16 protein-coding genes and 1 pseudogene are annotated in these 25,372 nt (G+C 62.5%); 6 read left to right on the forward strand and 11 right to left on the reverse strand.

Annotation, left to right across the window (positions count from 1 at the left end):
- Positions 1 to 591 precede the first annotated feature (591 nt).
- From tkt to QZ540_RS04035, 6 genes are all read left to right on the forward strand, one after another.
- On the forward strand, positions 592 to 2,694 hold the full coding sequence (tkt, locus tag QZ540_RS04010) for a transketolase (RefSeq protein WP_294627944.1): 2,103 nt from the start codon (positions 592 to 594) through the stop codon (positions 2,692 to 2,694).
- A gap of 214 nt (positions 2,695 to 2,908) precedes the next feature.
- The gene (gene tal / locus QZ540_RS04015; RefSeq protein WP_294627946.1) at positions 2,909 to 4,009 is read left to right on the forward strand and encodes a transaldolase; all 1,101 of its coding nucleotides are present in this window, start codon (positions 2,909 to 2,911) and stop codon (positions 4,007 to 4,009) included.
- A gap of 294 nt (positions 4,010 to 4,303) precedes the next feature.
- Positions 4,304 to 5,851: a glucose-6-phosphate dehydrogenase gene (gene zwf / locus QZ540_RS04020; RefSeq protein ID WP_070830755.1), complete on the forward strand. Its 1,548-nt coding sequence runs from the start codon at positions 4,304 to 4,306 to the stop codon at positions 5,849 to 5,851.
- On the forward strand, positions 5,848 to 6,834 hold the full coding sequence (locus QZ540_RS04025) for a glucose-6-phosphate dehydrogenase assembly protein OpcA (RefSeq protein WP_049347008.1): 987 nt from the start codon (positions 5,848 to 5,850) through the stop codon (positions 6,832 to 6,834). Before zwf ends, QZ540_RS04025 begins: the two co-directional genes overlap by 4 nt.
- Positions 6,827 to 7,933, forward strand: coding sequence for a 6-phosphogluconolactonase (locus tag QZ540_RS04030; protein ID WP_294627949.1), 1,107 nt, complete (start codon positions 6,827 to 6,829; stop codon positions 7,931 to 7,933). The genes QZ540_RS04025 and QZ540_RS04030 overlap by 8 nt, the downstream gene beginning before the upstream one ends.
- A 120-nt stretch (positions 7,934 to 8,053) precedes the next feature.
- Complete coding sequence (locus QZ540_RS04035) at positions 8,054 to 8,401, forward strand: type II toxin-antitoxin system HicB family antitoxin (RefSeq protein WP_294627951.1); 348 nt, start codon at positions 8,054 to 8,056, stop codon at positions 8,399 to 8,401.
- A 114-nt stretch (positions 8,402 to 8,515) separates the two neighbouring features.
- On the opposite strand, the gene QZ540_RS04040 is transcribed toward QZ540_RS04035, so the two are convergent.
- The 11 genes and pseudogenes from QZ540_RS04040 to QZ540_RS04090 all read right to left on the reverse strand — a co-directional run.
- Positions 8,516 to 11,158: a hypothetical protein gene (locus QZ540_RS04040; protein ID WP_294627953.1), complete on the reverse strand. Its 2,643-nt coding sequence runs from the start codon at positions 11,156 to 11,158 to the stop codon at positions 8,516 to 8,518.
- Between the two features lie 443 nt (positions 11,159 to 11,601).
- Positions 11,602 to 13,998, reverse strand: a complete 2,397-nt coding sequence (locus QZ540_RS04045; protein ID WP_294627955.1) for a DUF6493 family protein — start codon at positions 13,996 to 13,998, stop codon at positions 11,602 to 11,604.
- Positions 13,991 to 16,876: an endonuclease gene (locus QZ540_RS04050; RefSeq protein ID WP_294627957.1), complete on the reverse strand. Its 2,886-nt coding sequence runs from the start codon at positions 16,874 to 16,876 to the stop codon at positions 13,991 to 13,993. Before QZ540_RS04050 ends, QZ540_RS04045 begins: the two co-directional genes overlap by 8 nt.
- Before the next feature lie 72 nt (positions 16,877 to 16,948).
- On the reverse strand, positions 16,949 to 19,732 hold the full coding sequence (locus QZ540_RS04055) for a DUF6493 family protein (RefSeq protein ID WP_294627959.1): 2,784 nt from the start codon (positions 19,730 to 19,732) through the stop codon (positions 16,949 to 16,951).
- Between the two features lie 69 nt (positions 19,733 to 19,801).
- A complete protein-coding gene (locus tag QZ540_RS04060; protein ID WP_294627961.1) occupies positions 19,802 to 21,211 on the reverse strand; it encodes an SWIM zinc finger family protein in 1,410 nt (469 codons plus the stop codon).
- 176 nt (positions 21,212 to 21,387) lie between these two features.
- Positions 21,388 to 21,645, reverse strand: a complete 258-nt coding sequence (gene secG, locus QZ540_RS04065) for a preprotein translocase subunit SecG (RefSeq protein WP_005506130.1) — start codon at positions 21,643 to 21,645, stop codon at positions 21,388 to 21,390.
- A gap of 108 nt (positions 21,646 to 21,753) precedes the next feature.
- Positions 21,754 to 22,218 (reverse strand): hypothetical protein, encoded by a 465-nt coding sequence (locus QZ540_RS04070; protein WP_294627962.1) that lies wholly within the window; start codon positions 22,216 to 22,218, stop codon positions 21,754 to 21,756.
- A gap of 252 nt (positions 22,219 to 22,470) precedes the next feature.
- Positions 22,471 to 23,247 (reverse strand): triose-phosphate isomerase, encoded by a 777-nt coding sequence (gene tpiA / locus QZ540_RS04075; RefSeq protein WP_200963071.1) that lies wholly within the window; start codon positions 23,245 to 23,247, stop codon positions 22,471 to 22,473.
- Between the two features lie 244 nt (positions 23,248 to 23,491).
- Complete coding sequence (locus QZ540_RS04080; RefSeq protein ID WP_294627965.1) at positions 23,492 to 24,082, reverse strand: histidyl-tRNA synthetase; 591 nt, start codon at positions 24,080 to 24,082, stop codon at positions 23,492 to 23,494.
- A 68-nt stretch (positions 24,083 to 24,150) separates the two neighbouring features.
- Positions 24,151 to 25,029 carry a DUF6318 family protein gene (locus QZ540_RS04085; RefSeq protein ID WP_294627967.1) on the reverse strand — a complete coding sequence of 293 codons (879 nt, stop codon included), beginning with the start codon at positions 25,027 to 25,029 and terminating at the stop codon, positions 24,151 to 24,153.
- 2 nt (positions 25,030 to 25,031) lie between these two features.
- A pseudogene (locus QZ540_RS04090) lies at positions 25,032 to 25,372 on the reverse strand (DUF6318 family protein); the annotation flags it as partial.

Genomic DNA, 25,372 nt, shown 5'->3' on the forward strand with positions numbered 1-25,372 from the left:
TAGCCTCAACCACACACAACGTGCACGGTCAGAGACTAAAAGATAGCACCCTTCTCCAGAACCTTATATCTCGCCACCACAGCAAGATAATCATCAGTTCCCACGCGGAGGAGGGGCTTCAATCACCGAGATGCAGACCGACCCAACCACTGTTTCGGTCCGCAACCTTCCTGCTCAACCTTAACATGAGCTTCACCACTTACACAAAAATTGTTACGTTACTGAACAATATTCAGCGCACAGCTCAGAAACGCGGCTCATAAATACAGCTCAAACGTACACCGTGAAATCCGCAGAGCCCGCGCTGTGGCGTCGCTTTTTCTCCATCTCAGCCCCGTATCACCCTGTGAATGTCTGCATTCACACACCGGATACTTCCGCCCAGTGAACTATCCTGTTAAAACGAAAGGGTCGAAACAACTCTCCGGACGCCCCGCACACAGCACCTCGTGTGCCCCGCACCTACCCTGGTACCTACCCCGTCACCTACCGGCGCGGGAATAACAACCCGAAGAGAACCGTTACACCCGACGGACAGCGCGCTAGCACAAGCCTGCTGGCGCATCCACTCACGTTGCGAAAGGAACCCACGTGGCAGAGAACTTCCAGTGGACAGAAACCGACCAGCGCGCCGTAGATACCGCACGTATCCTCGCCGCTGACGCCGTAGAGAAGGTCGGATCCGGCCACCCCGGTACCGCAATGAGCCTGGCGCCGGTCGCCTACCTGCTCTTCCAGAAGGTCATGAACCAGGATCCCTCCGACGACCGCTGGGAAGGCCGTGACCGCTTCATCCTGTCCCCCGGCCACACCTCCCTCACCCTGTACACTCAGCTGTTCCTCGGTGGCTACGGCCTGGAAATGAAGGACCTGGAAGCCCTGCGCACCTGGGGCGCCCTCACCCCCGGCCACCCCGAATACAAGCACACCAAGGGTGTAGAAATCACCACCGGCCCGCTCGGCCAGGGTCTGGCATCCGCTGTTGGTTTCGCCTACGCACAGCGCCGTATGCGCGGCATGTTCGACCCCGAAGCAGCCCCCGGCACCTCCCCCTTCGACCACCACGTCTACGTCATCGCCTCCGAGGGTGACGTGCAGGAAGGCGTCACCGCCGAGGCGTGCGCGCTCGCAGGTCACCAGGAGCTCGGCAACCTGATCGTCGTGTGGGACCGCAACCACATCTCCATTGAAGAAGACACCGACGTTGCCTTCACCGAAGACGTGGCAAAGCGCTACGAGTCCTACGGTTGGGACGTTCAGCGCGTGGACTGGACCCGCACCGGTGACTACGTTGAGGACGTCGCAGAGCTCTACGCCGCTATTGAGCGTGCGAAGGCTGTCACCGACAAGCCCTCCTTCATTGAGCTGCGCACCATCATCGGGTACCCCGCCCCCACCAAGCAGAACACCGGCGCAGTGCACGGCTCCAAGCTCGGTGCCGAAGAGGTTGCCGCAACCAAGGAGCTGCTCGGCTTCGACCCCGCCAAGAGCTTCTTCATCGAGGAGAACGTCCTGGCACACACCCGCCAGCTCGTTGAGCGCGGCGCAGCGGCACACAAGGCATGGGACGAGAAGTTCGAGGCATGGGCTAAGGCAAACCCCGAGCGCGCTGAACTGTACAAGCGCCTCGTTGCAGGCGAACTGCCCGCAGACTACAAGGCTGCCTTCCCCGTGTTCGAGGCTGGCACCTCTGTGGCAACCCGCGCGGCATCCGGCACCGTCATCAACGCTATTGCTGAGACCTTCCCCGAACTGTGGGGCGGCTCCGCTGACCTCGCCGGCTCGAACCTGACCACCATCAAGGGTGCAGAGTCCTTCAACCCGGCATCGCGCACCACCGAAGACTGGACCGCGAACCCCTACGGTCGCGTTCTGCACTTCGGTATCCGTGAGCAGGCTGCCGCAGCCATCGTGAACGGTATCGTGCTTTCCTCCCCCACCCGCGCGTTCTCGGGTACCTTCTTCGTGTTCTCCGACTACCAGCGCCCGGCTGTTCGCCTCTCCGCGCTGATGGGCGTTCCCGCACTGTACGTGTGGACCCACGACTCCATCGGTGTGGGCGAGGACGGCCCCACCCACCAGCCGATCGAGCACCTCTCCTCGCTGCGCGCTATCCCCGGCTTCGACGTGGTTCGCCCCGCGGACGCTAACGAAACCGCCGTCGCATGGCGCACCATCCTGGAGAAGTCCGACCGCCCCGCGGGCCTCGTGCTCTCCCGCCAGAACCTGCCCGTCTGGGCTCGTGAAGACGTTCACGCAGACGCTGAGGGCGAGAAGTTCGCTTCCGCTGAGGGCACCGCACGCGGCGGCTACATCATGGCTGACACCGAGGGCACCCCGGACGTCATCCTGATCGCTACCGGTTCCGAGGTTGAGCTGGCTATCCAGGCTCGCGCAACCCTCGCCGAGCAGGGCATCGCAGCACGCGTGGTCTCCATGCCTTCGCGCGAGTGGTTCGCCGAGCAGAGCGAGGAATACCGCGAGTCGGTTCTGCCCTCCTCCGTGGCAGCCCGTGTCTCCGTCGAGGCTGGCCTGGCAATGAGCTGGTACGACCTGCTCGGCACCGCAGGCCGCGCCGTGTCCATCGAGCACTTCGGTGCATCCGCCGACGCGAAGACCCTGTACCGCGAATTCGGTATCACCGCGGAGGCTGTCGTTGCCGCCGCTAAGGAATCCATCGACGCCGCTAAGTAAGCAATAACAACGCCGCGGTAACTGCCGCACACACTGCGCTCCCTCCTGTACGGGCTCCTCTGTACGGGTGCCTCTGTACGGGTGGGGTGCAGACGCAACGGGTAGGCTCCGGCTGACCACTCAGCCGGAGCCTCCCGCCGCCCAGAAGATTTCACTGATATCTCAATTTTCAATTTCGACATTTCAATCTCGACAAAGAATCGAAGGTTTTCACATGTCTGAGTCCACTCAGAAGCTGTCCGACGCCGGCGTCTCCATCTGGCTTGACGACCTCTCCCGCGAGCGTCTGACCAGCGGCAACCTCGCCGAACTCATCAAGACCCACAACGTCGTCGGTGTGACCACCAACCCCACCATCTTTGCTGGCGCGCTCTCCAAGGGTGCCGCATACGCCGAGCAGATGCGTGAGCTTGCCGCCGCCGGCGCGAGCGTTGAAGAGGCAGTGTTCGCTGCAACCTGCGACGACGTACGCAACGCCTGCGACGTGTTCGAACCCGTCTACAAGGCATCCAACGGTTTTGACGGCCGCGTTTCCATCGAGGTTGACCCCCGCCTGGCACGCGACGCAGAAGGCACCGCCAAGATGGCGCGTGAACTCTACGAGCGCGTGGGCCGCGAAAACGTCATGATTAAGATCCCCGCAACCCAGGAAGGTCTGCGCCCCATCGCAGAAACCCTGGCAGCTGGCATCAGCGTGAACGTGACCCTGATTTTCTCCCTGACCCGCTACCGCGAGGTCATCAACGCCTACATGCTCGGCCTGGAGCAGGCGCTGGAGAACGGTAAGGACCTGTCCACCATCCACTCGGTCGCGTCCTTCTTCGTCTCCCGCGTAGACACCGAAATCGATGCACGCCTCGAAGCTGCCGGCGGCGACGCTGTACAGCTGAAGGGCAAGGCGGGCCTGGCAAACGCGCGCCTCGCCTACGAGGTATTCGAGGAAATGTTCTCCTCCGAGCGTTGGGCACGTCTGCAGGCACACGGCGCGAACGTACAGCGTCCGCTGTGGGCGTCCACCGGCGTGAAGGACCCCGCACTGCCCGACACCCTCTACGTGACCGGCCTGGTTGCACCCAACACCGTGAACACCATGCCCGAGGCAACCCTGAACGCTGTTGCCGACCACGGCGAAATCACCGGCAACACCATCGTGCCGAACTACTCCGAATCCAACGATGTTCTGGACGCTATCTCCGCTCACGTCTCCTACCCGGAGGTCGTGGAGAAGCTCGAGGTTGAGGGCCTGTCCAAGTTCGACGTTTCCTGGGAAGAGCTGCTGCAGACCGTCCGCGAGGCACTCGAACAGGCCAAGTAGCCGCTAGTAGCCGCCGAACTATAGCGCGGCACTAACCGCTGTCGGTGTGCACCGCCCGATGCGCACCACGGCACCGCACCCTAATCCGCCGGGATTTTTGCCAGGGTTCCCGCCCGAGCTTCACCGCTCAGGCCACCCCAGGGAATCTCGGCGGGTTAGGTGCCCCTCATATCATTCCGTCAAAAACCGGTACAATACAGGGACACACCTTCCAGAATGCGGCATCGCCTCCGCGCGAATAAGGTACGAACCGCGCGCCGCACGAACCAACCAAGGCAATCAAAGGAATATATTGTGACTAACGGTCATGAAGCGAACCCCCTCAGGGACACTCGCGACCGCCGCATTACCCGCATTGCGGGGCCGTCCGCGCTCGTCTTTTTTGGCGTAACCGGTGACCTGGCCCGCAAGAAGCTGCTTCCGGCAGTGTATGACCTCATGAACCGCGGTTTGCTCCCCCCGAGCTTCGGCCTCGTCGGCTTCGGCCGCCGCCCCTGGAGCGATGACGACTTCCGCGCTTACGTGCGTGAATCTGTTGAGGCAAACGCCCGCACCCCCTTCCGCGAGGACGTATGGAACCAGTTCCAGCAGGGCATGCGATTCGTTGAAGGTGCCTTCAACGACGATGCAGCCTTCGAAAAGCTCAAGAGCACCCTTGCAGAGCTCGACGAGCGTGGCGCTCACGGCAACCACGCCTTCTACCTTTCCATCCCCCCGAAGGCATTCGAGCAGGTCCTCACCAAGCTCGCCGAACACGACCTCGCATCGCGCGATAACGACACTGTCAACCCTGTCGACGGTTGGCGCCGCGTGGTCATTGAGAAGCCCTTCGGCCACAACCTTGAGAGCGCACGCGAACTGAACTCCATCGTGGAGGCAGTCTTCCCGCCCGACGCCGTGTTCCGCATCGACCACTACCTGGGCAAGGAAACCGTTCAGAACATCCTGGCGATGCGTTTCTCCAACCAGATGTTCGAACCCCTCTGGAACTCCCACTACGTGGACCACGTCCAGATCACCATGGCTGAAGACATCGGCATCGGCTCCCGCGCAGGCTACTACGACGGCGTGGGTGCGGCCCGCGACGTCATCCAGAACCACCTGCTGCAGCTGCTCGCCCTCACCGCCATGGAAGAGCCCCTCAGCCTCGACGCCAAACACCTGCGCGCCGAAAAGGCTAAGGTCCTCGAAGCTGTGCGCATCGACGACCTGCCGAACTCCTTCGCGCTCGGCCAGTACGCCGCAGGTTACCAGGGCGGCGAACACGTCAACGGCTTCTTCGACGAGAACGACATCCCCGCAGACTCCCGCACCGAAACCTTCGCAGCGCTGAAGGTGTCCATCGCCAACCGCCGCTGGGAAGGCACCCCCTTCTACCTGCGCGCTGGCAAGCGCCTGGGCCGCCGAGTCACCGAAATCGCCGTGGTCTTCAAGAAGTCCTCCGACCGTCTCTTCGGCGAACGTGAAAACCCGCAGGTCGGCCAGAACGCCATCGTCATCCGCGTGCAGCCCGACGAAGGCATGACCATCCGCTTCTCCGCGAAGGTGCCCGGCACCCAGATGGAAATCCGCGACGTCAACATGGACTTCGGCTACGGCCACTCCTTCACCGAAGAATCCCCCGAAGCCTACGAGCGTCTCATCCTGGACGTTCTGCTCGGCGAGCCGCCGCTGTTCCCCCGCCACGAAGAAGTTGAGCTCTCCTGGAAGATCCTCGACCCCTTCGAAGAGTACTGGGAAGAAAACCGCATTAAGCCTGAACCCTACGAGTCCGGTTCGTGGGGTCCGCGTTCAGCACACGAGATGCTTGAGCGTGACAACCGCGCTTGGAGGCGCCCGTGATCTCGCACCTGCATAACACCACCGTTTCCGCTATCAACAAGGAACTGAGCCACCTGACTGCCGCCAACGGTAGCCTCAGCAGTGGACGAGTTCTCACCCTCGTTGTTCTCGCGGAAAAGGGCCACTCCCGCGAAGCAATGCGCGCCGCGATTCGTGCCTCCCACGAACACCCGAGCCGCATTATTGTGCACATCTCCCACGACCCGCTCGACCCCGACCAGCTGGATGCAGAAATCCACCTCGGCGGCGACACCGGCGCATCCGAGATGATTGTTCTGCGCGGCTGGGGTAGCGCATCCCGCCCGACCGAGGCGCTGATTTCCGGTCTGCTGCTGCCGGACTCCCCGATTGTGGTCTGGTGGCCGCACTCGGTACCTGAGAACCCGGCGCAGCATTCCATCGGTCGCATTGCGCAGCGCCGCATCACCGATTCGGCACGTGCAGCAGACCCGAAGGAAGCCCTCAAGCACCTCGCCGAGGTGTTCCGTGCTGGCGACACCGACCTGGCGTGGACCCGCCTCACTCTGTGGCGCACCCAGCTGGCAGCGCTCATGGAACAGATGCCTTCCTCCCCCGTGCGCCGCGTGGTTGTGTGGGGTTCGGGCAAGTCCCCGTCCGTGGTGCTGCTCGGTACGTGGCTCGGCTGGAAGCTTGAAGCGCCCGTGCACCTCGCCACCATTGGCGCGGCAAACCGCGGTCTGTACCGCGTCAGCATTGAGCGTGAAGACGGTTCTGTGACGATGTTCCGCCCCGGTATTTCCGTGGCAACCATTTCCACCCCGTACGCGCCCGATCAGCAGATTGCGCTGCCGGTGCGTACCCTCGCCGAGTGCATCTCTGAGGAGCTGCGCCGCCTCGACCCGGACGACACCTACGGTGACGTTCTGAAGCAGGCGTTGCGCACCGTAACCCTCGTGGACGATACCTGCCAGCCTGAAGACATGCTGGACCTCGAAGAATACCCGGAGGTTTTCGATGCCTAAGATTCAGAACATGGGCGCATCCACCCCCGTCCTGGTGGCGCACCCGACCCGCGACGCTCTCGCAGCGGACGCGGTGACCCGCATCCTCGACATCATTGAGCACGTGCTCTCTGAGCGCACGATCGCCCACATTTCGCTGACCGGCGGCACCATGGGTATCGCTACTCTGAAGGCGTGGGCTGAGAACGAGCGCGTGAAGGATATCGACTGGTCGCGCGTGCACTTCTGGTTCTCTGATGAGCGTTTTGTGCCCGAGCGTAGCCCCGAACGTAATGACGGTCAGGCTATTGAGGCGCTACTCGCTCCCCTGCTGTCGCACGGCCTGGTCGTGGGCAATGTGCACCGCATGGGCCCGTCCGATATTTTCACCGGCCTTGAGGCTGCCGCCGAGCACTACGCTTTTGAGATGCGCGACTACGCCGGTTCTGCACCGGCTGTGACCGTGCAGATGCCCGAGGGCGCGACCGAACTTCCGTTGGCTGGCGGTCACGGTGGCGGCGCAGGTCACGAGCACGGCGGCTCCGGCGGCTGTGGTTGCGGTGGCGGCGGTTGCGGTTCGTCTGCACCGGAGCAGTCCCTCGAAGAAACCACTCTCGAAGACTTTGACGCTGCCGCTGAGGCTGCCGAAGCTGCAGAGTCCGCCGGTGGTTGCGGATGCGGCGGCGGAGGCTGCGGTGGTGGCGGTGGCCAGTGGCCCGCACCGGTCTTTGACATCACCCTGCTGGGCATGGGCCCTGACGGCCACATCGCCTCCCTGTTCCCGGGCCGCAAGCAGGTTCTGCTGGGCACCGGCCTGCCGGAGGACCCGGTTGAGGGCGGTAAGGCTGTGACTGTGATGGTTTCTGATTCGCCGAAGCCCCCGGCTGAGCGCGTGTCGGTGACCCTGCCGATTATCAACAACTCCCGCAACGTCTTCTTCCTCATCACCGGTGAGGATAAGCAGGATGCGACCAGCCGCCTGCTGGCTGGCGCGAAGCTGGACGCTGAGGATCTGAACGCGGAACTGCTGCTGGAGACCCCGGCGGTGGGTGCGCGCGGTAAGAAGCAGACCTTGATTTTTGCTACTGAGGAGTCGCTGGCTCCTGAGAACCGCCCGTAAGGTTCGGTTCTGAACTGCATGAGATAAAGGGTGGAGCCCCGGATAGTTTCGACTACCCGGGGCTTTTCTCTATGGTGTTTGAACCAGTCCGAAATGGTACTAGAAGTGGTACCATGAAGTATGCCGAGTCACTCTCTCCCCCGCCAAGAGCTCTACACCTACCGCGTCGAGTGGTCTGAAGACGACCAGGAATTTGTCGGAACCGTCGCCGAATTCCCCAGCCTCTCATACCTGGCACCGACCTCGACCGAAGCATTCGCAGGTATTCGAGAAGTCGTCGCCGACACCCTCGAAATCCTTGAAGAAGACGGCCGCGAGGCACCCGAACCGTTCTCCCTGCGTTCCTTCTCGGGCCGATTCAACTTGCGTGTTTCACCGCAGTTGCATCGTCGTTTGGTTCAGCAGGCAGCGCTTTCTCACCAGAGCCTGAACCAGTACGTGAGCCAACAGCTCGAGGCAGTCGCCTAAGTAAGCCAATACATCTTCATCATCCAACGAAGATTCTAAAATGTTATGACATGACAAAAGGGCGGGGCCCCGGATAGTTTCGACTATCCGGGCCCCCCCTTTTGCTATGTCGCGCTACTGCTCAGGGGCGGTAGGATTCTGCGGCTCTTGCTCTTCCGAAGATTCCTCCCCCTCGAAGCCCACGTACAGCGCCGCCAGCGACGGAACCGTCGCCTCCAGCACCTCCTGCGCCTCCTCAGCGGTCGGGGCGAGCTTCGCGCCAGTCAGCTGCAGGTACTCGCGCACCGTCATGGGTTGCGCCCAGTCAAAATGCTCACGCACGGCGGTGATGTTCGCGCCGGCCTGCAACACGTTAATGCCGCGGGCAAGACCGATGTCCGTCACCTTCACGATGGCGTCAGTCTCATCGGGAATGTCGTACGGGTCGCGGTTCTGCAGGTCCACGATGAACGGTAGCACGCCGCGGCTCTCAGCGCGCAGGGCGAACTTGGTGTGCACCTGGCTCACCTCGTGCACCTCACCCACACCCACGGCGGGCACGACCATGAAGCCCGCCTGCAGGTCGTTCACCGCGTCCAGGGTACTTGTCTGCCCGAAACCGGAGTACAGCTGCACCACCGGCACGAGATAGCACACCTCCGCCTTGAGCGCCTTGCGAGCCTCAATGTCGATGTACTCCCAGGCGCCGCCGGTACCGTCCGTAATGTCGCCGGAGTGGTGCGCGTAAATGGCGCCCTGGCTGTTCTTCACGGTCTGCGACCAGTAGCTGATCTTGTCCATGTAGTTGCCTTCGGCATCGAACATCATCAGCGACAGGTCAATGTCCACGCCCTCATCCCAGAAGCAGAAGAGGCGAATCACGCCGGTGGGCGGCAGGTGCACCGTGGAGGTGTTGTAGCGGCCCATGCCGTCCAGGGAGGGGCGGGCACTGCGGGTGTTCAACGGCATGACCATGTCCCCCACCTGCTCGGGCAGGTAGATGCTGGTCTCGGCAAGGCGGCCGGACAGACCAATCTCAACCAGGCGTTCCAGCAGGTCCAACACCACAGGGCTGTACTCGCGCGCAGGAATCATGGTGGCGATGCCAGTCTTGGACAGGTTCATGCGCTGCGGGGCGGCAGGCTGAGTCTTCTGAGCGGACGCCGCGCGGCGCTCCTCGCGCTGGCTCGCGGCAGGTTCGGAACCGACCGGAATAGAACGCATCGGGTTCTCGGGGCCGGAATTATCGCCAAAGAACGAGCCCAGCGGGTTCGGGATGCCCGCGTTCTGCATGATGTTCTGAACCCTGGCGACGCCCTCCGGGTTGCGGCGCGCGTAGTCAGCGAGCTCCTGCTCCTCCTGCGCCGCCACCGGGTTGGCGGGGCGCTCCTTCGGCGGGTTCGCGAGCGCGTTACGCTGCAGGGCCACCAGGTTGCGAATCTGCACCAGGATGGGCGCGGACACGCGCGGCGCCACGGCGGCAAACGCGTCAAAGATGACCTGCTGGCCAGGGCTCGGGGCGGTGTCGATGCCGTAGCGCGGCACCTCAAAAGCGGTCAGGGCGCGCACCAGCTGGCGCGCAAACACGCCCGGACGCGTGGACAGCAGACGTGCCACGTTCTGGGCATCCCGGGTGGCGTAGGCGCGGTCCACCAGCGACTCGAAGCTGTACACCTCACCGCGGTACAGGTCGTCAGCCCAGCGGCTCAGTGCGGTCAGCGAGGGGTAGTCGCCGGGGTGAATCGCTTTGACGAGGCGCTTATACATCTCGGCGGCGGGCGCACTGTCGTAGCGGGCGCCGACCGGGTCGGCATCAATGATGCGGTTGAGCAGATGCGCGATGCAGGTGCGTTCGTTGCGGCGCAGCTTCAGGCGCGGCGCGGTGCTCAAGCTCAGGTCGCCCACCGTGCCGTTGAAACGCAGGCGCGAGTAGGCGGCGGCGAGGGCGAGCGCCTCCTTCATGGTGTGCAGACGTTCGGCGTCTTCAGGGTGCAGGCAGGCGGCGATGAACACGCGGTTCTCGCGGCTGGTGTTTTCCGGTCGGGTAGCCGACAGCGCGTCATGCTGGGCGAGGAAACGGCGCAACGCCACCAGGTCGCGCTGGTCGGTCTGGTTGTACGCCTGCTGCTGGCCAAGCAGCTGCTGGTAGAGGGCACCCGCCATAATCAGGGCGTTCTGCACACCGCTGACCATCTGCAGGGGGCGGCGGTTGCGTTCCATACTTGTCAAGTTGGAGCGGCTCATCGGCTGCTGCCACTCGTAGGGCACGTAGTTCTCGGGCAGGCCACCAACGATGCGCTCCGTGCCGTCCGGGTTGTAGTACGGGTTGGAGAGGTAGTGCATGATCTGCTCGGTGTAGCGCTGCTCCTCGGTGAGCGTCAGGGCGCGCAGATCAAAGTCGCGGCGGAACACGCGGCCGGGGCGGTACCCGTACTCGTAGGACCAGATGGTCAAGAACAGGGCAAATTCGTTGGTGCTGGCCTTCAGCGCCTGGGCGAGGGATTCCTCGCTGAGTGTCAGGCCGCAATTGCTCAGGGCGGACACTCGCCCCAGGTCGGTGTCGAATACGCCGACCTGGTGCCGCTCGTTAATGCTCGAGTAGTTCGAACGGTAGGAGGGGCCGTACAGGTCGGTGAAGACGTACACGCCGTAGCGGCGCATCAGGATGAGGCGCACGAGGGGGCTGAGGCCTTCGGGTGCTTCGCCGTGAAGGTAGGCGGATTCGTTGAGGTAGGGTGATTCCTGCAGGTAGGGGGATGCGTCGTAGGGGGTAGTCACGGGTCGTCCTTTCCGTTGGTCTCACCCGACTGTCACCGTCGGTGGTGTGTTTATGTTCTTATCGTAGCGACGTGGGCGCGGGTTGTCGTTGCGTTTGGTCATCGGTGACCTGCGGGGGTGCGTATTCGCGGGAGCAACAGGCGGTTACGTCATTCCGTGCGGGGCTCGCCAGTCGTCTGCGCCCCGTCATCGCGGTGGGAACGGGGCTTAAAAGAAAAATGGCGGGAAGCGAAGAATCCGACAAATATAAGAAAAAGATATTTCAGAAAGTAGGACTCTTCATGATCCGCCATTACCTATAGAGTACTCCCGCCCCGCGACGGCGGTCAAGCCGTTTCGTCACGGGGCGGTGAGTGGGGTTTAGTGCACCAGGTTGGGTACAGGGGTTGCGCGTATAGGGGCGCAGTTACAGGGCTGCTCCCCTACAACTCCCCTACCGTGAGCTACCCTTCAGCGCCTACCGATGAGGTGCCCCCCCCCACCGAGGTGTCCCCGCTCGAGGTTTCTCCACCCAGCAGGGCGAGCGCGGCCTCGCGGGCGGCAAGCGCCTCCTCAGTGACGCGCGGGGTCACCGCCGCCAGGGCGCGCAGGCTCTTCGCCAACACCGTGGAGCCCTTCATTTTCGGTTCCAGCTCGGCGGGAATCTCAACAGCCACACCGTACAGTTCGGCAAGCTCCAGCGCAAGCTTCACGATGGGAGCGCCCTGCCTCACCTGCGGAACTAACGGAAGGATCTGGCGCACCGTCTGGAAGACAGACCACCCCGCCAAAGGGCTCAGCGAAGCGGCATCGTTCAACGTCTGCACCAGACGATTCACCCCAAACCAGCCGTGTTCCAGAAGGTACCCAAGTTCACTGGCGAAAAGGTGCGCGTCCCAGTTGCCGCGGTCTATAAGGGCTGCAATCGTCTCTGCCGTCAACGCTCGACGCTCCGCGGCGTGCACTACAGAAGCCCACGCCAGGAAGTTATACGACGGCACACCCAGGGTACGCTCAGCAGCACCGAGCGCATGCAGAACCTCCTCAAAGCCGTGAAGGCGGGAGAACTGATACACGCTCAATAGCGGCTTATACTGCGCCGCTAGAAGGTCCGGGTTGTGGCGCATCGCCCAGGCGTACCAGCCACATACCAGGGCAACAGACGGCACCTCGGTATGTTCCAGGGAACGCCCCGGATACTCCGCGCAAGCACCAGCCACCGTGTACGCCGCCGCCGTGAACGTACTCCGTTCCGTGGCCGACTCCTCCCCCGGCACCTGCCACAGCTCATAGGTGGAATCATTCACCTCATACTCTCCACGCAGAACCTTCGGAAACGCCTCACGGTACGACTTGAAACGAATCACCGTACGCTCAAAAGAACGCTCCACCGCAGGCAACGGCTCAGCCAGCAGAGGCGCAAAACCCTGCCCAGCCGCGCCCTCACTACTATAGGGCTGATCCCCGAACGCAACGCGAAGCTGCTCGTGGAATAGCGTCGTCGGCGACCGGTACGCCCAATATTCGCTACCCTTCCGCGGGTACCCCCTGAAGTAAAAATCAGAAGGCTGAAAACGCCCCACATGCTCCGCTACCGCCGCGGGGTCTGAGGCGTGCACATGCTGGACCAGCAGGCGGTACGCCAGATACCGCAACTGGTCGCGGCCGTCATGCCAGGCACGACTCAGGTAGCGGCGCAGGTGCTTCTGAAAAGCAGGACTGAACTCAATGTTTCGCCCCTCCTGATGCGCCCGGTGCAGGTAGGTCAGCAGCGCCGGGATGCGGTGGACAGACTGCTCCCTCTCGTTGAGGTGGTAGAGGGTGAATAGTAGCTCCTCGCAGTCCCGGTCGTCGCGAATAGCATCACGGGTGGATTCGGAGGCGCGCCCAGCCTGCGGCGTTGCTTTGATGGCGGCGTTCAGCTCAGCGGCTGAGAGCCCAAGGGAAGGGACATCCGGGATCTGCACGCTATGGGGCGGCTGATCTGAGACGGGCTGAATCGAACTGAGTTGAATCGAGCCGGGTTGGCTGGACACAGTGCCAGGGCATAGCTTCTGGGCGCGGTCCTTGAGCTCCAGAGGAAGAACCTCCACAGCATCCTGCACGTATGCAGACACCTCACCGGCACGTTCTGGCACCGCCCGGACACTCAACTCAAACACCTTCAAACCGGCGGTCATCAGCTTCTTCTCACGCCGGAACAGCAACTGCGCGGCGGCAGGTAGCGCCTCCGCCACCAGGGTTTGAAGCTCATCAGCAGTCAGCGGCGCCTGACCGGCAGAGGCAGCACCGCCAGACGGCGCGCAGACCTGCAGAATACTCTGTAACATCTGCGCACCCAAAGCAGCCGTGGTCGCCACCGGCGAAGCCAACAACGCCGGAATCAGCGCACCGTGCCGAGCATAGGATTGCGCCCGCTCCGCCAAAGCCTGCTTACGTTCAGCACCCCGCAGACCCTTCGGGACCGCCGTCAGCGCCTCAAAGGCACGCGAGAAAACGCGGGCGTTCTGCGGCGCATAATCACGCAGCAATGCCTGAACGCACTCCTGCTCAATCCGGGCGCGATACTGCGGAAAATGCTCCGCCAAATACACCAGCAAATCATGACCGCAGATGGTCAGCTGAGCATCATAAATAAACCAAATCGCGAAACCATTCGAGGGCATGGCACCCTCCACGGTAAACAGCGCCCAGATCTTTTCCCAGTGCTCCGGATGCTCCCTAAAGAATTCAGCAATCGCCTCATCATCCATAGAACGCATGGAACGGCCCGGCACAATACGCCACAGAAACTCCTGCAGGTATTCGGCACTCCACGCAGGCGCCGCAGGATGCACGCTTTCAGGCACAGTATTAGGCACCGTTCTCACCCAGCAGGGCGAGCGCGGCTTCGCGGGCGGCAAGCGCCTCCTCAGTCACGCGCGGGGTCACCGCAGCCAGGGCGCGCAGGCTCTTCGCCAGCACGGTAGAGCCCTTCATTTTCGGCTTCAGCTCGGCGGGAATCTCAACCGGTGTGCCGTACAGTTCGGCAAGCTCCACCGCCAGGCGCACATAGTCGCCGCCCTTCGTCAGCCCACCAACCATCGGCAGCAGCAGACGCAGAACCTGCAACACACGCCAACCCGCCAGCGGACTAATAGCCGACACCTCACGCAGGGTCGCCACCAGGCGGTTCGCAAGGACCATCCCGTCCTCCAGAGCCCACTTCAGGGTCTCTGCGAAGGTTCCTGTATCCAGCAGGCCCGCCTCAAAGAGTGCCGCAATGGCCTCTGCCGCCGCCAGACGGTACTCAGGGTTCTTCGCGCTCGCCACATAGCCGAGCAGGGTGCAGGTCGGGGCGCCCACCTGCACGGTGGAATCCCTCAGCGCGCGCATCAGCACGGGGACGGGGGTTATGGTCTTCTCCTCAATGCACTGCGAAGCGGCGAACAGGAAGTATGCCGAGAGCAGGTCCGGGTTGTTCTGAAGCAGCCAGGACGCCCACTCGGTGAGCACGATAATATAGTCGCCCCGCCACCCATCGACGCTATCGAGATTCAGTAGGTACACGAAGGGAATCAAGGCGGTGTTAAGAGCTTCGTAGGCGATGGCTTCCTCGGGGCTCATGCCAGCGGTTGCGCGGCTCAGCGCCTCGCGCGCCTCATCCGCGGTATCCGCAATGTCGCCCTTGACCTGCCACATGGGCTGGTACTTCACGAATTCCTCAACGTTAAAGTTTTCGAAGCCTGCCTCGCGGAGACGACCCGACCTGCTGGCCTCCTGGTATTCCCAGACTCGATCATTGTCGAGACCACGGTTGAATCCGCTCCAGGGCATATCCATGCCAGAAACAGTGCGATAAGTCCAGTCACTGTAGCTAAGCTGACGGGCGGGTAGCGGGGCGCTCAGCAGACGCACCGTACGTCCTTCCGTGTGGTACTCTCCCCCGGCGGCGACGGCACGCATCTGCTCGCGGAAGATCTCATAGAGGTCGCGGTATCCCTTCAGCGGCTTGTAGTCAGCATTCCAGAGATGGTGTTTATTCTGAATAGTCAGACGTATCATCTCTTCCTTGCTCAGGAGCGCGTTACTCGGGCGAGCTCGTGCAACCATCTCACTACGATCGGAATACTGCAGGAGCGGCGTGAGCTCGGATAGCTCCCAGGAATTGCATCCCATGGCCTCGGCGTTAGTATCCAACACGGCGCACAGCGCAGGCATACACGCAACGTTGTTGTAGTAATATTCACGGGCAATTTTGCGCAGGGTACGCAGTTGCTGCTGACCCGCCGGTGCCAGCTTGTCGGTCGCGGCAAAGTGGTAAAGACGAGCCAGGTTCTCTCCCCTAGTGCGGGGAGATTCGTCCCCGGTAATTCGACCCGAGGTGGTGTTCGATTCCTCAATCAGCAGAGTGCAGAACTCGTTCACGTCCGTAATCGGGGTGAACGGCTCATGGTGCGGGGTGCCGGGCAACAGCACCGGCGGCACCTCTACGGAGGCGCCCGCCGCCTCCGCCTCTTCCGCCATGGGCAGACGGTCTTCGGGCAGGCAGGCTTCCGCGGCGCCGCGCAACTCCAGGGGTAGCACCTCGTAGGCTTCGAGGACGCGGTCGGCAACGTAGTTGGCGAGCGCCACCTGCTCGGCGGTTTGCGCCTTCTTACGCTTGGCTTTGCTCAAACCAGCGTACTGGGTGGCGATGAGCTTGAGCAGGCGCAGGGCGCCGCGCTGAATCTTCTTTTCGGTGCGGTAGAGGTTCGCGCCGAGTGCGTCGATGAGCTGTTCCAGGTCAAGCTGTTCGAGGGGCTGCAGGTCGGGGGTCTTCTGCAGGGCGGCGGGTGCGCAGGCTTTGAGGACATTCTGCAGCATGGTCTGGGCGAATCCGACGGAAGCGCTGGGCTCTGCGGTGAGAACAGCCATGAGCTGCCCGAGGCGAGCCCGGTTTTCTGCGTCGGTGGGTTGCAGGTCGGTGTAGACGGAGTGGAACGCTGCCGAGTTGAATGCGCTGAAATCGCTGGTCAGGCCGCGTAGCAGGGCGTCCAGAATCTCGTCGCGAATATCGAAGTATTCGCCCATGAGTCGGCAGAGTTCCGCGCTTTCGCCCATGTGGTTGCCGTAGCCCTTGAAGAGCACTCCTTCGGTACGGAAGACAGCCCAGAATTCCTGGTCGAGCAGGGTCATATCGCGGGTGAAGAAGGTTTTGAGCTGGGCGTGGTTGCTGGCGCTTCCCTTCTTCACGCAGGGCAGGGCCTCGTGCAGGAAAAGGACCAGGTATTCGGGGGCTTCGCAGCTCAGGTTACGGGCGCGAAGCAGCGTGTAGCAGGTTTCCCAGATCTTCTTCGAGCGAGCCCAGGAGTTGGGCAGTCCCTCAATAAAACGCAGAATCCACTCGTCGGGGCGTTCGGTGGCGCCGAGCAGGAACGCGTCAATCAGCTGCTGGTCGGGGCGTCCTTCCCAGAGCAGGGTGCGCATGGCGCGGCCGGCGGAGCGGTGGTATTCCCACGGGTCGCCGTCGGGGGTGCGCACGAGCGCCCCGGCAACGTAGGCGGCGAGCGGGGTGCGGTTAATGTGGTCGCTACCGATGACGCTCCTGGGGGTGAGGGTGCGGGCGAGGGAGGCGCGTTCCTCCTCGGTAGCGCCGGTGATGACGGCGTGGTATTCCTGCACGTCAGTTGATTCTGCCGCCATGAGGGCTTTGAGGGCGGCGCGGCGCTCTTCGAGGGTGCGCTCGCCTGCGTTATGCGGCTGGGCGGTATCAGTCATTGGTACCTGCTTTCGGAGTTGATGGTGAATGGTTGTGAAGAGTTGAACGGAGGGACTGAACGGGCGGGGCGCTTAGCCTTGCACCTGCTTGAGGATATTCCGGGCGTACCGCGCCTTCTGCGAAGAACCGGTCAGCGAACCCAACCAGGCACGCAGCGGCTCATCCACGAGCTCCGCACGGGTGGCAGGGTCGAGGGTCGCCAACGCCTGGCTGAAGGCGCCCAGCAGCTTGCCGAGCGAGTTCGCCCCGGTATCCAGGTGCGGTATGAGGCGCGCGAAGAAGCGCACCGCCCGGCGTGCATCCAGCTGAGCGAAGTCGGTGAGGGCGAGCGCCCAACGGTTCAGCATCGCCAGCGGCACAAAGTTCACGAAACCGGTGGTGGCGTCCTCGAGGCTGAGCTGGTCATCCAGCACGCGATGCATGATCTCCACGGCAAGGGAGCGAATCTCGACGCGCTGCTCCGAGAAACCCGCGGCAAACACGAAGGCGCAGGCGGGACCCCACACCCCGGGGTGTGCCGCCAACGCCAAATACAGGCTCCGGTCGAAGGCGCTGTGATCCAAGATGTACCAGTTGCTGCTAGCGCAGTAGTACGCCAGCGGTTCTGCCCGTGAGGGGTAGAGCAGGGCGTACTGTCCTTCTTCGTCGTGGTGGGCGGTGGCGAGGCCGCGGAAAGCGTTCAGCTCGGGGGTGGAGGCGCCGTCCATCACCCCGTTCAGCTGAAGGCCCCAGCTGGTTTCCCTCTGGGTTACCGTGATGGATTCCAGGTAGGGGTTGATGCGCCCGGTAGCGAGGGTGCCGTCGAGGGCGGAGCGGAGCACGCGAATCTGTGTAGGAGCAGAGCGCGGAGCGTCCTCCTGAGCGTTCTTCACGTATTGCTCTTCGAGGCTTCCAAGCAGGGCCAGCGCCTCAGCGCGGCGGCTCTGCGCATCCTGCCGCTGCTCATCGGTAGAGTACGGAGGCAACACCTCCGGCACACGCACACGCAGGAGCGCCGCCGTGAAATCATGGCGCAGGATGGGGGTTCCATCAGCCAGGTTCTTGGCGTACCGGCGCACCAGGGTATCCGGATGCACCCACCCGCCGAACAGTTCGGGGGTGGCAAGCGGCGTGTAGTTCTGCCTACTCTGCAGCACGCCGAGGGCATCCTTGAATCCGATGCTGAAGAACGCGGCGTGGCGGGAGTACATGGTGTGCAGGTTCGGCACCGTACCGGGGTCTTCTTTCGGGGTCATCTCCGATGCCTTCGGGCGCTCACGCAGCTTCCCTGCGGCGGCAAGAACCGTCAAATGCGCGCGCATGTCAAACCACTCCAAACCCCAGTGGTTCAGCTTTTTCAGGCAGAGGGGAACAAGCTGCTCAAGCAGTTTGGGGCTCTGCGCGGTGCCTTCGGTGCTGAGCAGGTAGGCGGTGAGTAGTTCCAGTTCCAGCTCGCATCCGGCGTGCGTTTCGGGCTGGTCTGCTTCGTTGAGAGTGTCGGGGGTGGCGCAGGGCGCAACCTGATGGTGCAGGAGCGCGCGGGCGCGTTCTTGCACGTCAGATGCGGTCACGGGGCGCACGGGGGTGTCCCAGTACCGGTGGATTGCGGTGCGGGAGGCGGCGAGCGCCTCCGCGGCGGCGGCCTCAATGTCACTAGCTTCAGTGAGGGCGGTGCTTGCTTCGCTGTTCCCCAGGCTATTTCCTGGCTCCCCCTCCCGGTCGTGCACTTCCTCAATAAGCGGCGAGCCCTCTTCTTGAATCTGCGCCACAACGAGCGGATCCAGCTGGGTTCGGTAGTCGCGGTAGAGTTCGCGGGCACGTTCGGCGAACATAACAGCGTCGGCGCTCGCATCGTCTGCGGCACCAGCCTGTACCCATTCTTCGAGGTGTTTGAGGGCGGCGGCCTGCACCTGCGCGTGGGTGTGGCTGAGCGCCATAACTACCGCATCTTCGCAGGCGGCAACGTCAAGGGTGCCCGCCCGGTACAGCGCTTGGAGCATGGTCAGGATTTTGAGCGCGTTTGCTTTGGTTCCGGCGCATACGGCGGGTGCGGCGTAGGCGAATGCGGCAGCGTCCAGTGCCTGCGGGTTTTTGGTCCAGAGACGGTGAATATGCTGCACGCCGAGGGTTACACTCGGGCCGATGGGCGAGGCGAAAAGCGTCAGAAATTCGCTCTGACGTGCCGCAATTTCTTCGGCAGTGAGTTTGAGCCCGGTGACCAGGCGTGAGAACCAGCCAACCCGGTACGCCGGAAAGTCGCTCATGAGGGAGCTCAGGAGCGCGTCAATCAGGCGGTCACGGCTAATCAGCCCGGTTTCGGAGGCTTCGATGAGGGCGCAGGACCAGCCGGGGTTGTTCTCCTTCTGCCCGGGCTTGTAGGAGTCGCGCTGGGTGAGGGATACGTCCCGGTTACCTTCGACGGCGAGCATGCCCCAGATGAGTTCTTCGCGGAGCTGTTCGTCCTCGCGCAGCAGCGGGAGGATCAGCTCGCGGTCGCAGTTGATGAGGGCGGTGTAGTAGTCCTCGTCGTGCTCAAGGTGCGCGCCGTCGTAGAGTTCGGCAAGTCGCATGGAGGCAGCGCCCGAGAACCAGCCGAACTCTGCGTAGGCTTTAACGCGGTCCTGCGTGACGGTTCCGGGCGTGTTTTTACCGACCTCGGAGCCGAACGGGGTGCTAATGATGTCGAAGTACTGCCAGCGGCGGTAAATCTGCTCGAGGGTGCCTCCGACCGCCAGAATATTGGCGAGGTTGCGGTTGAAGTGCATGATTCCACTCCAGGTTTTCTGCTGCCTGCGGAGCGGGTGGATGACTTCACCGGGAAGCGGCTCGGTGATGACCCCTTCGGGGAAGGTGTGCGGTTCGGGTCGTGCGTTCATGGTGGTCTTTCGGGTGGAAGCTGAGGCGAGCTTTTGGGGCGTCGTCTTTTAGTGCGGTGCGTGGTGTGTCTAGCCGGCGGCATGTTCGCGGTAGAGAATACTGACCGCCAGTGCGTGCTTGCAGGGGCCGCGCGTACCGCGGTACTTCAGCCACCAGGGGCAGGAGCAGAGGTACCCCTCCACGGCGTACGGGTCGGCGGGCAGCACCACGGTGTACGTGTTCTCGCCGCTGCGCACACTGTACTCACCGGTGCCGTGCTCCCCCGCACCGACCCGCTCAATAGCGCCGGAGTCGGCGAGCTTTTTCGCGCCGACCAGGCGCGGGTGCATGGCGGTCAGCGCCTCCGGATGCACGGGCAGCGGGCGGTGGAAATACTCGCCAGCATGCGCGTCAAAACCAACCTGACCGGAGGAAGCCAGCAGGGCGAGTGCGTCGCGGGTTGCCGCCTCGTCCAGGCCTGCGCGGGCAGACATGACGGGCACGTCAATGCGCGGCTCGAAGGAGAGCAGCACGCTGAGCATGTCAGCGTTCTGGGCGGTGTTCGGGTTAGACAGCGCCTGCAGCACGGACCCTTCACCGGAGAACCCTCGTGACTTTTCGGGGCTTAGACCAATGCTCAGGCGTGCGCCGGGCAGGTGCGCCACCCACACGCTGGGCACGGGCGCGTTACCTGCGGTCACGGGCTCGCTGTACGCGTCCAGGCGCTGAATGTGGCGGATGAGCGGTTCGAGCACGCGCAGACGCTCGGGGCCCGCCACGCATACGGATCCGGCGGTGGCGCGGGTGGCGAGGCGCAAGGAACGCACGGCGCGGGTCGCCCACAGGACCGCCTTGGTGCTGGAGTTGCGCGGCAGGGAGTGGATGAAGGTGCGGGCGGCGGCAGCGTCCAGGCTGTGCACCGGGCTCATGCGGGATGAGAGCATCTGCGTTTCTGCAAAGCCCTTGAGCCAGCGAATCGGCAGCGGCACTTTTTCTTCCATGACGGAGCCGTCAAGGGTGGTGGTGAGCAGCCCCTCGTCGCCAACGTTCAGGTGGATGGGCTCCCCCGCCCGCAGGGATGCGAGCGCGGCGCGCAGGGGCGGGTTGACGTCTACGTTGGTGACGCCTACGGCGCTGTGGCTTGCGTCGAGTGCGCTGGAGTCAACGTCGAGGCGCGCGTACACTCCGCAGCAGGCGCTGAACGATTCGAAGCGCAGCCCTTCGGCGGTGCTGGTGACGACGGGGTCTGCGGCACGTAGGGCTCCGGCGAGGGAGCTGGGCGGCACGTAGAAGCGGGTGCGGGCGACCCTGGCGACGACCAGTAGCGCGGTGGCGTAGACGTCTGCTCGTTCGAGGAACCCGGAGAAGAAGTACGGGTGGGAGGCGGCACCTTCGGGGGTGCTACCGCCGCTGGTGGCGAGGCTGAGCGCGCGGGAGTCGGCGCCGTCGATGAGGGCTGACGGGGCGGTGTACATATAGTCGAGGGTGTAGGCGCTCATGGCTTCTTTGCCTTTCGTATGTGGTGTATACGTCCTATCATGCCGTAAAGATTCGCGCCCCGCTACCGCTTTCGTCATTGCCGTTTGGTGCATAAAAAATCCCCGGCATTCTCGGTTGAGAAGTGCCGGGGAGAAGCTCTTGTCACTCACCCGCGAAGGGGTAGCGTGTGCTCTGGCTAGACAACAATCTGGCCGTTGAAGCGCATTGCCAGGCCGTACAGGACCACTGCGATAACCCAGATAACGATCACGGTGACGGTCAGGCGAATCAGGTTCTTCGACGCCATACCGGAGGAGTTCAGGGAGTTGGTCATACCGCCGCCGAACATGTCGGAGAGGCCGCCGCCCTGACCGCGGTTGAGCAGCACAAGCATCACTGCGATCACGCTGGTGATGGCGATGATGACCATGAGTACGTTCATGATGACGTCCATGGGGACCTTCCTTCGTTGTCTTCTGGTGGGGTGCCTGGGCTGCGGGGCGCAGACAGACGGGTTTAACTATACGCTACAGCCGCCGTCCGGTCACGTTGAAGCGGCTTTTTACGCGGCGCGGTTGCTGCGGCGCTGGTATTCGCTGGGGGTCAGCTGCAGTGCCGCGGGTCGGTCGGTGAGCACACGCTGGGCGGTGAGTTCGTCACCTTCGGTGTCGTAGGCGCGCACGTACCCGCCGTCGATGAGGTAGTAAGTGAACTGCTGCGCGGCTGCCCAGTAGGCGCCTCCTTCAGCGTAGAAGCCCTGGTCTACCCAGTCGCGCAGGGTGAGGGTGACGGGGATTTCCGGTGATGAGGTGCGGCTGTAGAGCTGGTCGAGGAACTGGTCGCGGCGGCTCTCGAAGTACTGGTATTCGGGCGAGGGTTCCTGGTATTCTGCACCGCCCGCGTAGCCGATGTTGCCGCCGTCGTTGCCGGGTAGGCGCGGGGCGGATACTTTGCGGTTGCGCAGGTAGGTGTAGAGGATCATGCCGACGAGGGCTGCGATGACCAGGGAAAAACCAAAGCTGAACATGCCGTTAAGTGTACGGGGCGAACCGCGGGGTTGGCGTATTCGGGGCGGGTTTTGCGGTTAGGGGCGAACGCGGCCGGATTATGCCCCCCCCTACACCCGCTTCATACACCCGCCTCCTATGCCCTGCTCTTATCCCCCGCCGATAACCCGGCAGAGGCTATAACCCGCAGCGGTTAAATGGTTCAGCGCCCGGTCGGGTGGGTACCTAACCGGGCGCTGTGACGCTACGAGACGCTGTGGTGCGTCGGGGTTTTACGCGTCGAAGCGTGCGATTGCTGCGAACTCTTCAGCCTGCAGGGATGCGCCGCCGACGAGCACGCCGTCCACGTCTTCCTTGCCCATGATGGAGGGTGCGGAGGAGGACTTGACGGAGCCGCCGTAGAGAACGCGGACCTTCTCTGCAACGTCTGCGGAGTAGAGCTTAGCGATTTCTGCGCGGATTGCTGCGGACATTTCCTGTGCGTCGTCTGCGGTTGCGACCTTGCCGGTGCCGATTGCCCAGACGGGCTCGTATGCGATGACGAGGGTTTCTGCCTGCTCTGCGGTCAGACCTGCGATGGAGCCGCGCAGCTGCTCGAGGGTGTACTCGACGTGGGTGCCTGCTTCGCGGATTTCGAGGGGCTCACCGACGCAGAGGACGGGGGTCAGGCCGTGCTTGTATGCTGCCTGGACCTTTGCTGCGCACAGCTCGTCGCTTTCGTGGTGGTAGGTGCGGCGCTCGGAGTGGCCGACGAGCACGAAGGTTGCGCCGAGCTTGGAGAGGAATGCGCCGGAGATTTCGCCGGTGTATGCGCCGGAGTCGTGGACGGAGAGGTCCTGGCCACCGTAGAGGATGTCCAGCTTGTCGCCTTCGACGAGGGTCTGCACGGAGCGGATGTCGGTGAAGGGCGGGAAGACGGCTACTTCAGTTGCGGAGAAGTTGAAGTTTGCGTCGTCGAGGGTCCATGCGAGCTTCTGGACGAGGGTGACTGCCTCTGCGTGGTTGAGGTTCATCTTCCAGTTGCCTGCGATGAGGGGCTTACGCGACATAGTTCGCTCCTTAGCTTTCCCGTACGGTATGCCGTGCGGGGTTGTTGTTCGGAATTTTCCTTTTCTATTTTAGAGGGTTGGCGGCATATTTTCACTGGTTCGGCGCGGTTTTATGCTGTGCCTTGACTATTCTCACCCCGTGCTCGCTGATCGTGTGGAACCCCGGATACGAAGTACCGGCAGGGTGGAGCTTAGGGGGCTCTACCCTGCCGGTATTCTGCCGGTGGTGTTTATCTACGGTGTGTTAGAAACGGCTTCGGAAGAGGGACGCTTCAATGCAGAAGAAGGCAATCGTCAGAATAATCACAAGAAGCGCGGTAGCGCGCGCACTTATGGCGAGGGAACGACCCCAAGGCAGTTTTCGGGTAGCAATCTTCTCAACGATGAGCGCCGCAAGAGCACAGTAGGTGAAGCAGACGCACAGCAAAACAACAAACGAAATAATCAGAGTAGTCGTTGCTACCGAGGAAGATTCCCAATATGCGTAGTACATCCAGAGGTAGGGAGTATTTGCGATGAAGAAGGCCGTGAATCCGCCGGTGGGGAGGCAGATAAGCGAGTACAGACCCATACGCTTAGGCTCTGCGGGGGCGGGTGCTACCGCCTCGGCAGGAGTTGCGGATGCGGCACCATCTACGGCGGGGTCTTGCGCGGGGCTCTGGAGGGCGGTTACGGTAGGTGCCGCAGTAGCTTCTACCGCGGCGCTTTCAACAGTGGTAATCTGCGCGGTATGCCCCTGCGCAGCGTTACTCGGCACAGTATTCTCCGGCAAGGGGCTGCCCGGCACGGCGCTGTCCTGTGCGGGCGCGCCGGGGTTCTGGGGCGTCTGTTCCATATGTCTCCTAGGGTGGTTGGTGTGGTGTGGTTATCGGTGATGTCGTGCGGCTACCGGGAAGGTGGGTTCTATGCCTCTAGCCCTTCGAGGGAGAATCCCGGGGGATACAGCGGCGTGGCGTCCTTATCGTCTTCCACTAGAACCCAGCGGCCGCGCAGGTGCTCCGCGCAGAGGAACGCGTACTCTTCCTCACCGGTCTTCAAGAACTTATCGATGGGTAACTTCTCCCCCGTTTCGGATACGTAGAAGACAGCCTCATCGCGAATACGTCGCCTTGCCTGGTATTCGCTGATATTACGGCTGTTCTGTTGACGTCTACCGATACCGGGAATCGTAACCTGTACACGGTATACATCCTGATTGGCGATAAGCCAGCCGCGATTTTCCCGGTACAGCCGAAGAAGCTCGGGTGAAATGATCTCTTCGGGGTTGATTACTTCGGAGAGCGGTTTGGTATCTCCGGTGTAGTAGAAATAGTTCAGGGCGGCATAAAAGTACGCCTGAAAAATATAGAAACCACCGCGGTTATACTCATTCATTCCCGGCTGCAGAACGGGGTACGGCACATTCTGAGCGGCGTGCTCTTCGGTTGCGGGCACGTACCTGCCGTTGCGCTCGTAGGCGGTGTAGACAAGCAGACCAGTTGAATCACCCTGTTTGGCAAGCCCATCAAACTTCTCAGTCGGTTCAAGGGAAGCCAGTACCTTATCCCGCTTGAAAAGGCGCAATTCTTGCTTTTCCTCATTGGTGGCGAGGATGCCGGTCTGTCGACCGACGAAGAGAGCGCCGAGGGTGCCTGCGCCTGCTATTGCGAGGGCACGACGAGAAAAACGGGGCTTTCGCGACTCTTGCTGGTGAGCGAGTAGCCGGCCAGAAGATGCCGGCGGAGCTTCCGGGGAGGAATTCTGCTGGGTGTTCATCTCCTGTTCCTTGCGTTGGGGCTCCATTGTTATGCCTCCTTTTCGGGAATGAAGTGGATATCCCAGCCGGGGTCGAGGAAACGCGAGCGCAGGGTGCCGTGGATTGCTCCGTCGCGGAGGAGTCCGCGCGTGTCGAATTCGGTGATGGGCTGTAGCTGCCCGGTGTCTTTCCAGAAGACTTTAGCTTCGGGGAGGATGTCGAATTTGACGGTCCAATCGAAGATTTTTTGTTCTTCGTTATGGATGCGCGGTTGTGCTTCGAGAATATGCATGGTCAGGATTTGCTGGTTGGGAGTGATGACCCAGCCTTTCCCGTCGTCAAAGATATCTTGAATGGCGGGGAAGAACATTTCTTCGGCAGTCATTGCAT

Origin of the sequence: uncultured Rothia sp., assembly GCF_916049665.1 — a bacterium.
In the GTDB taxonomy this organism is placed as follows: domain Bacteria; phylum Actinomycetota; class Actinomycetes; order Actinomycetales; family Micrococcaceae; genus Rothia.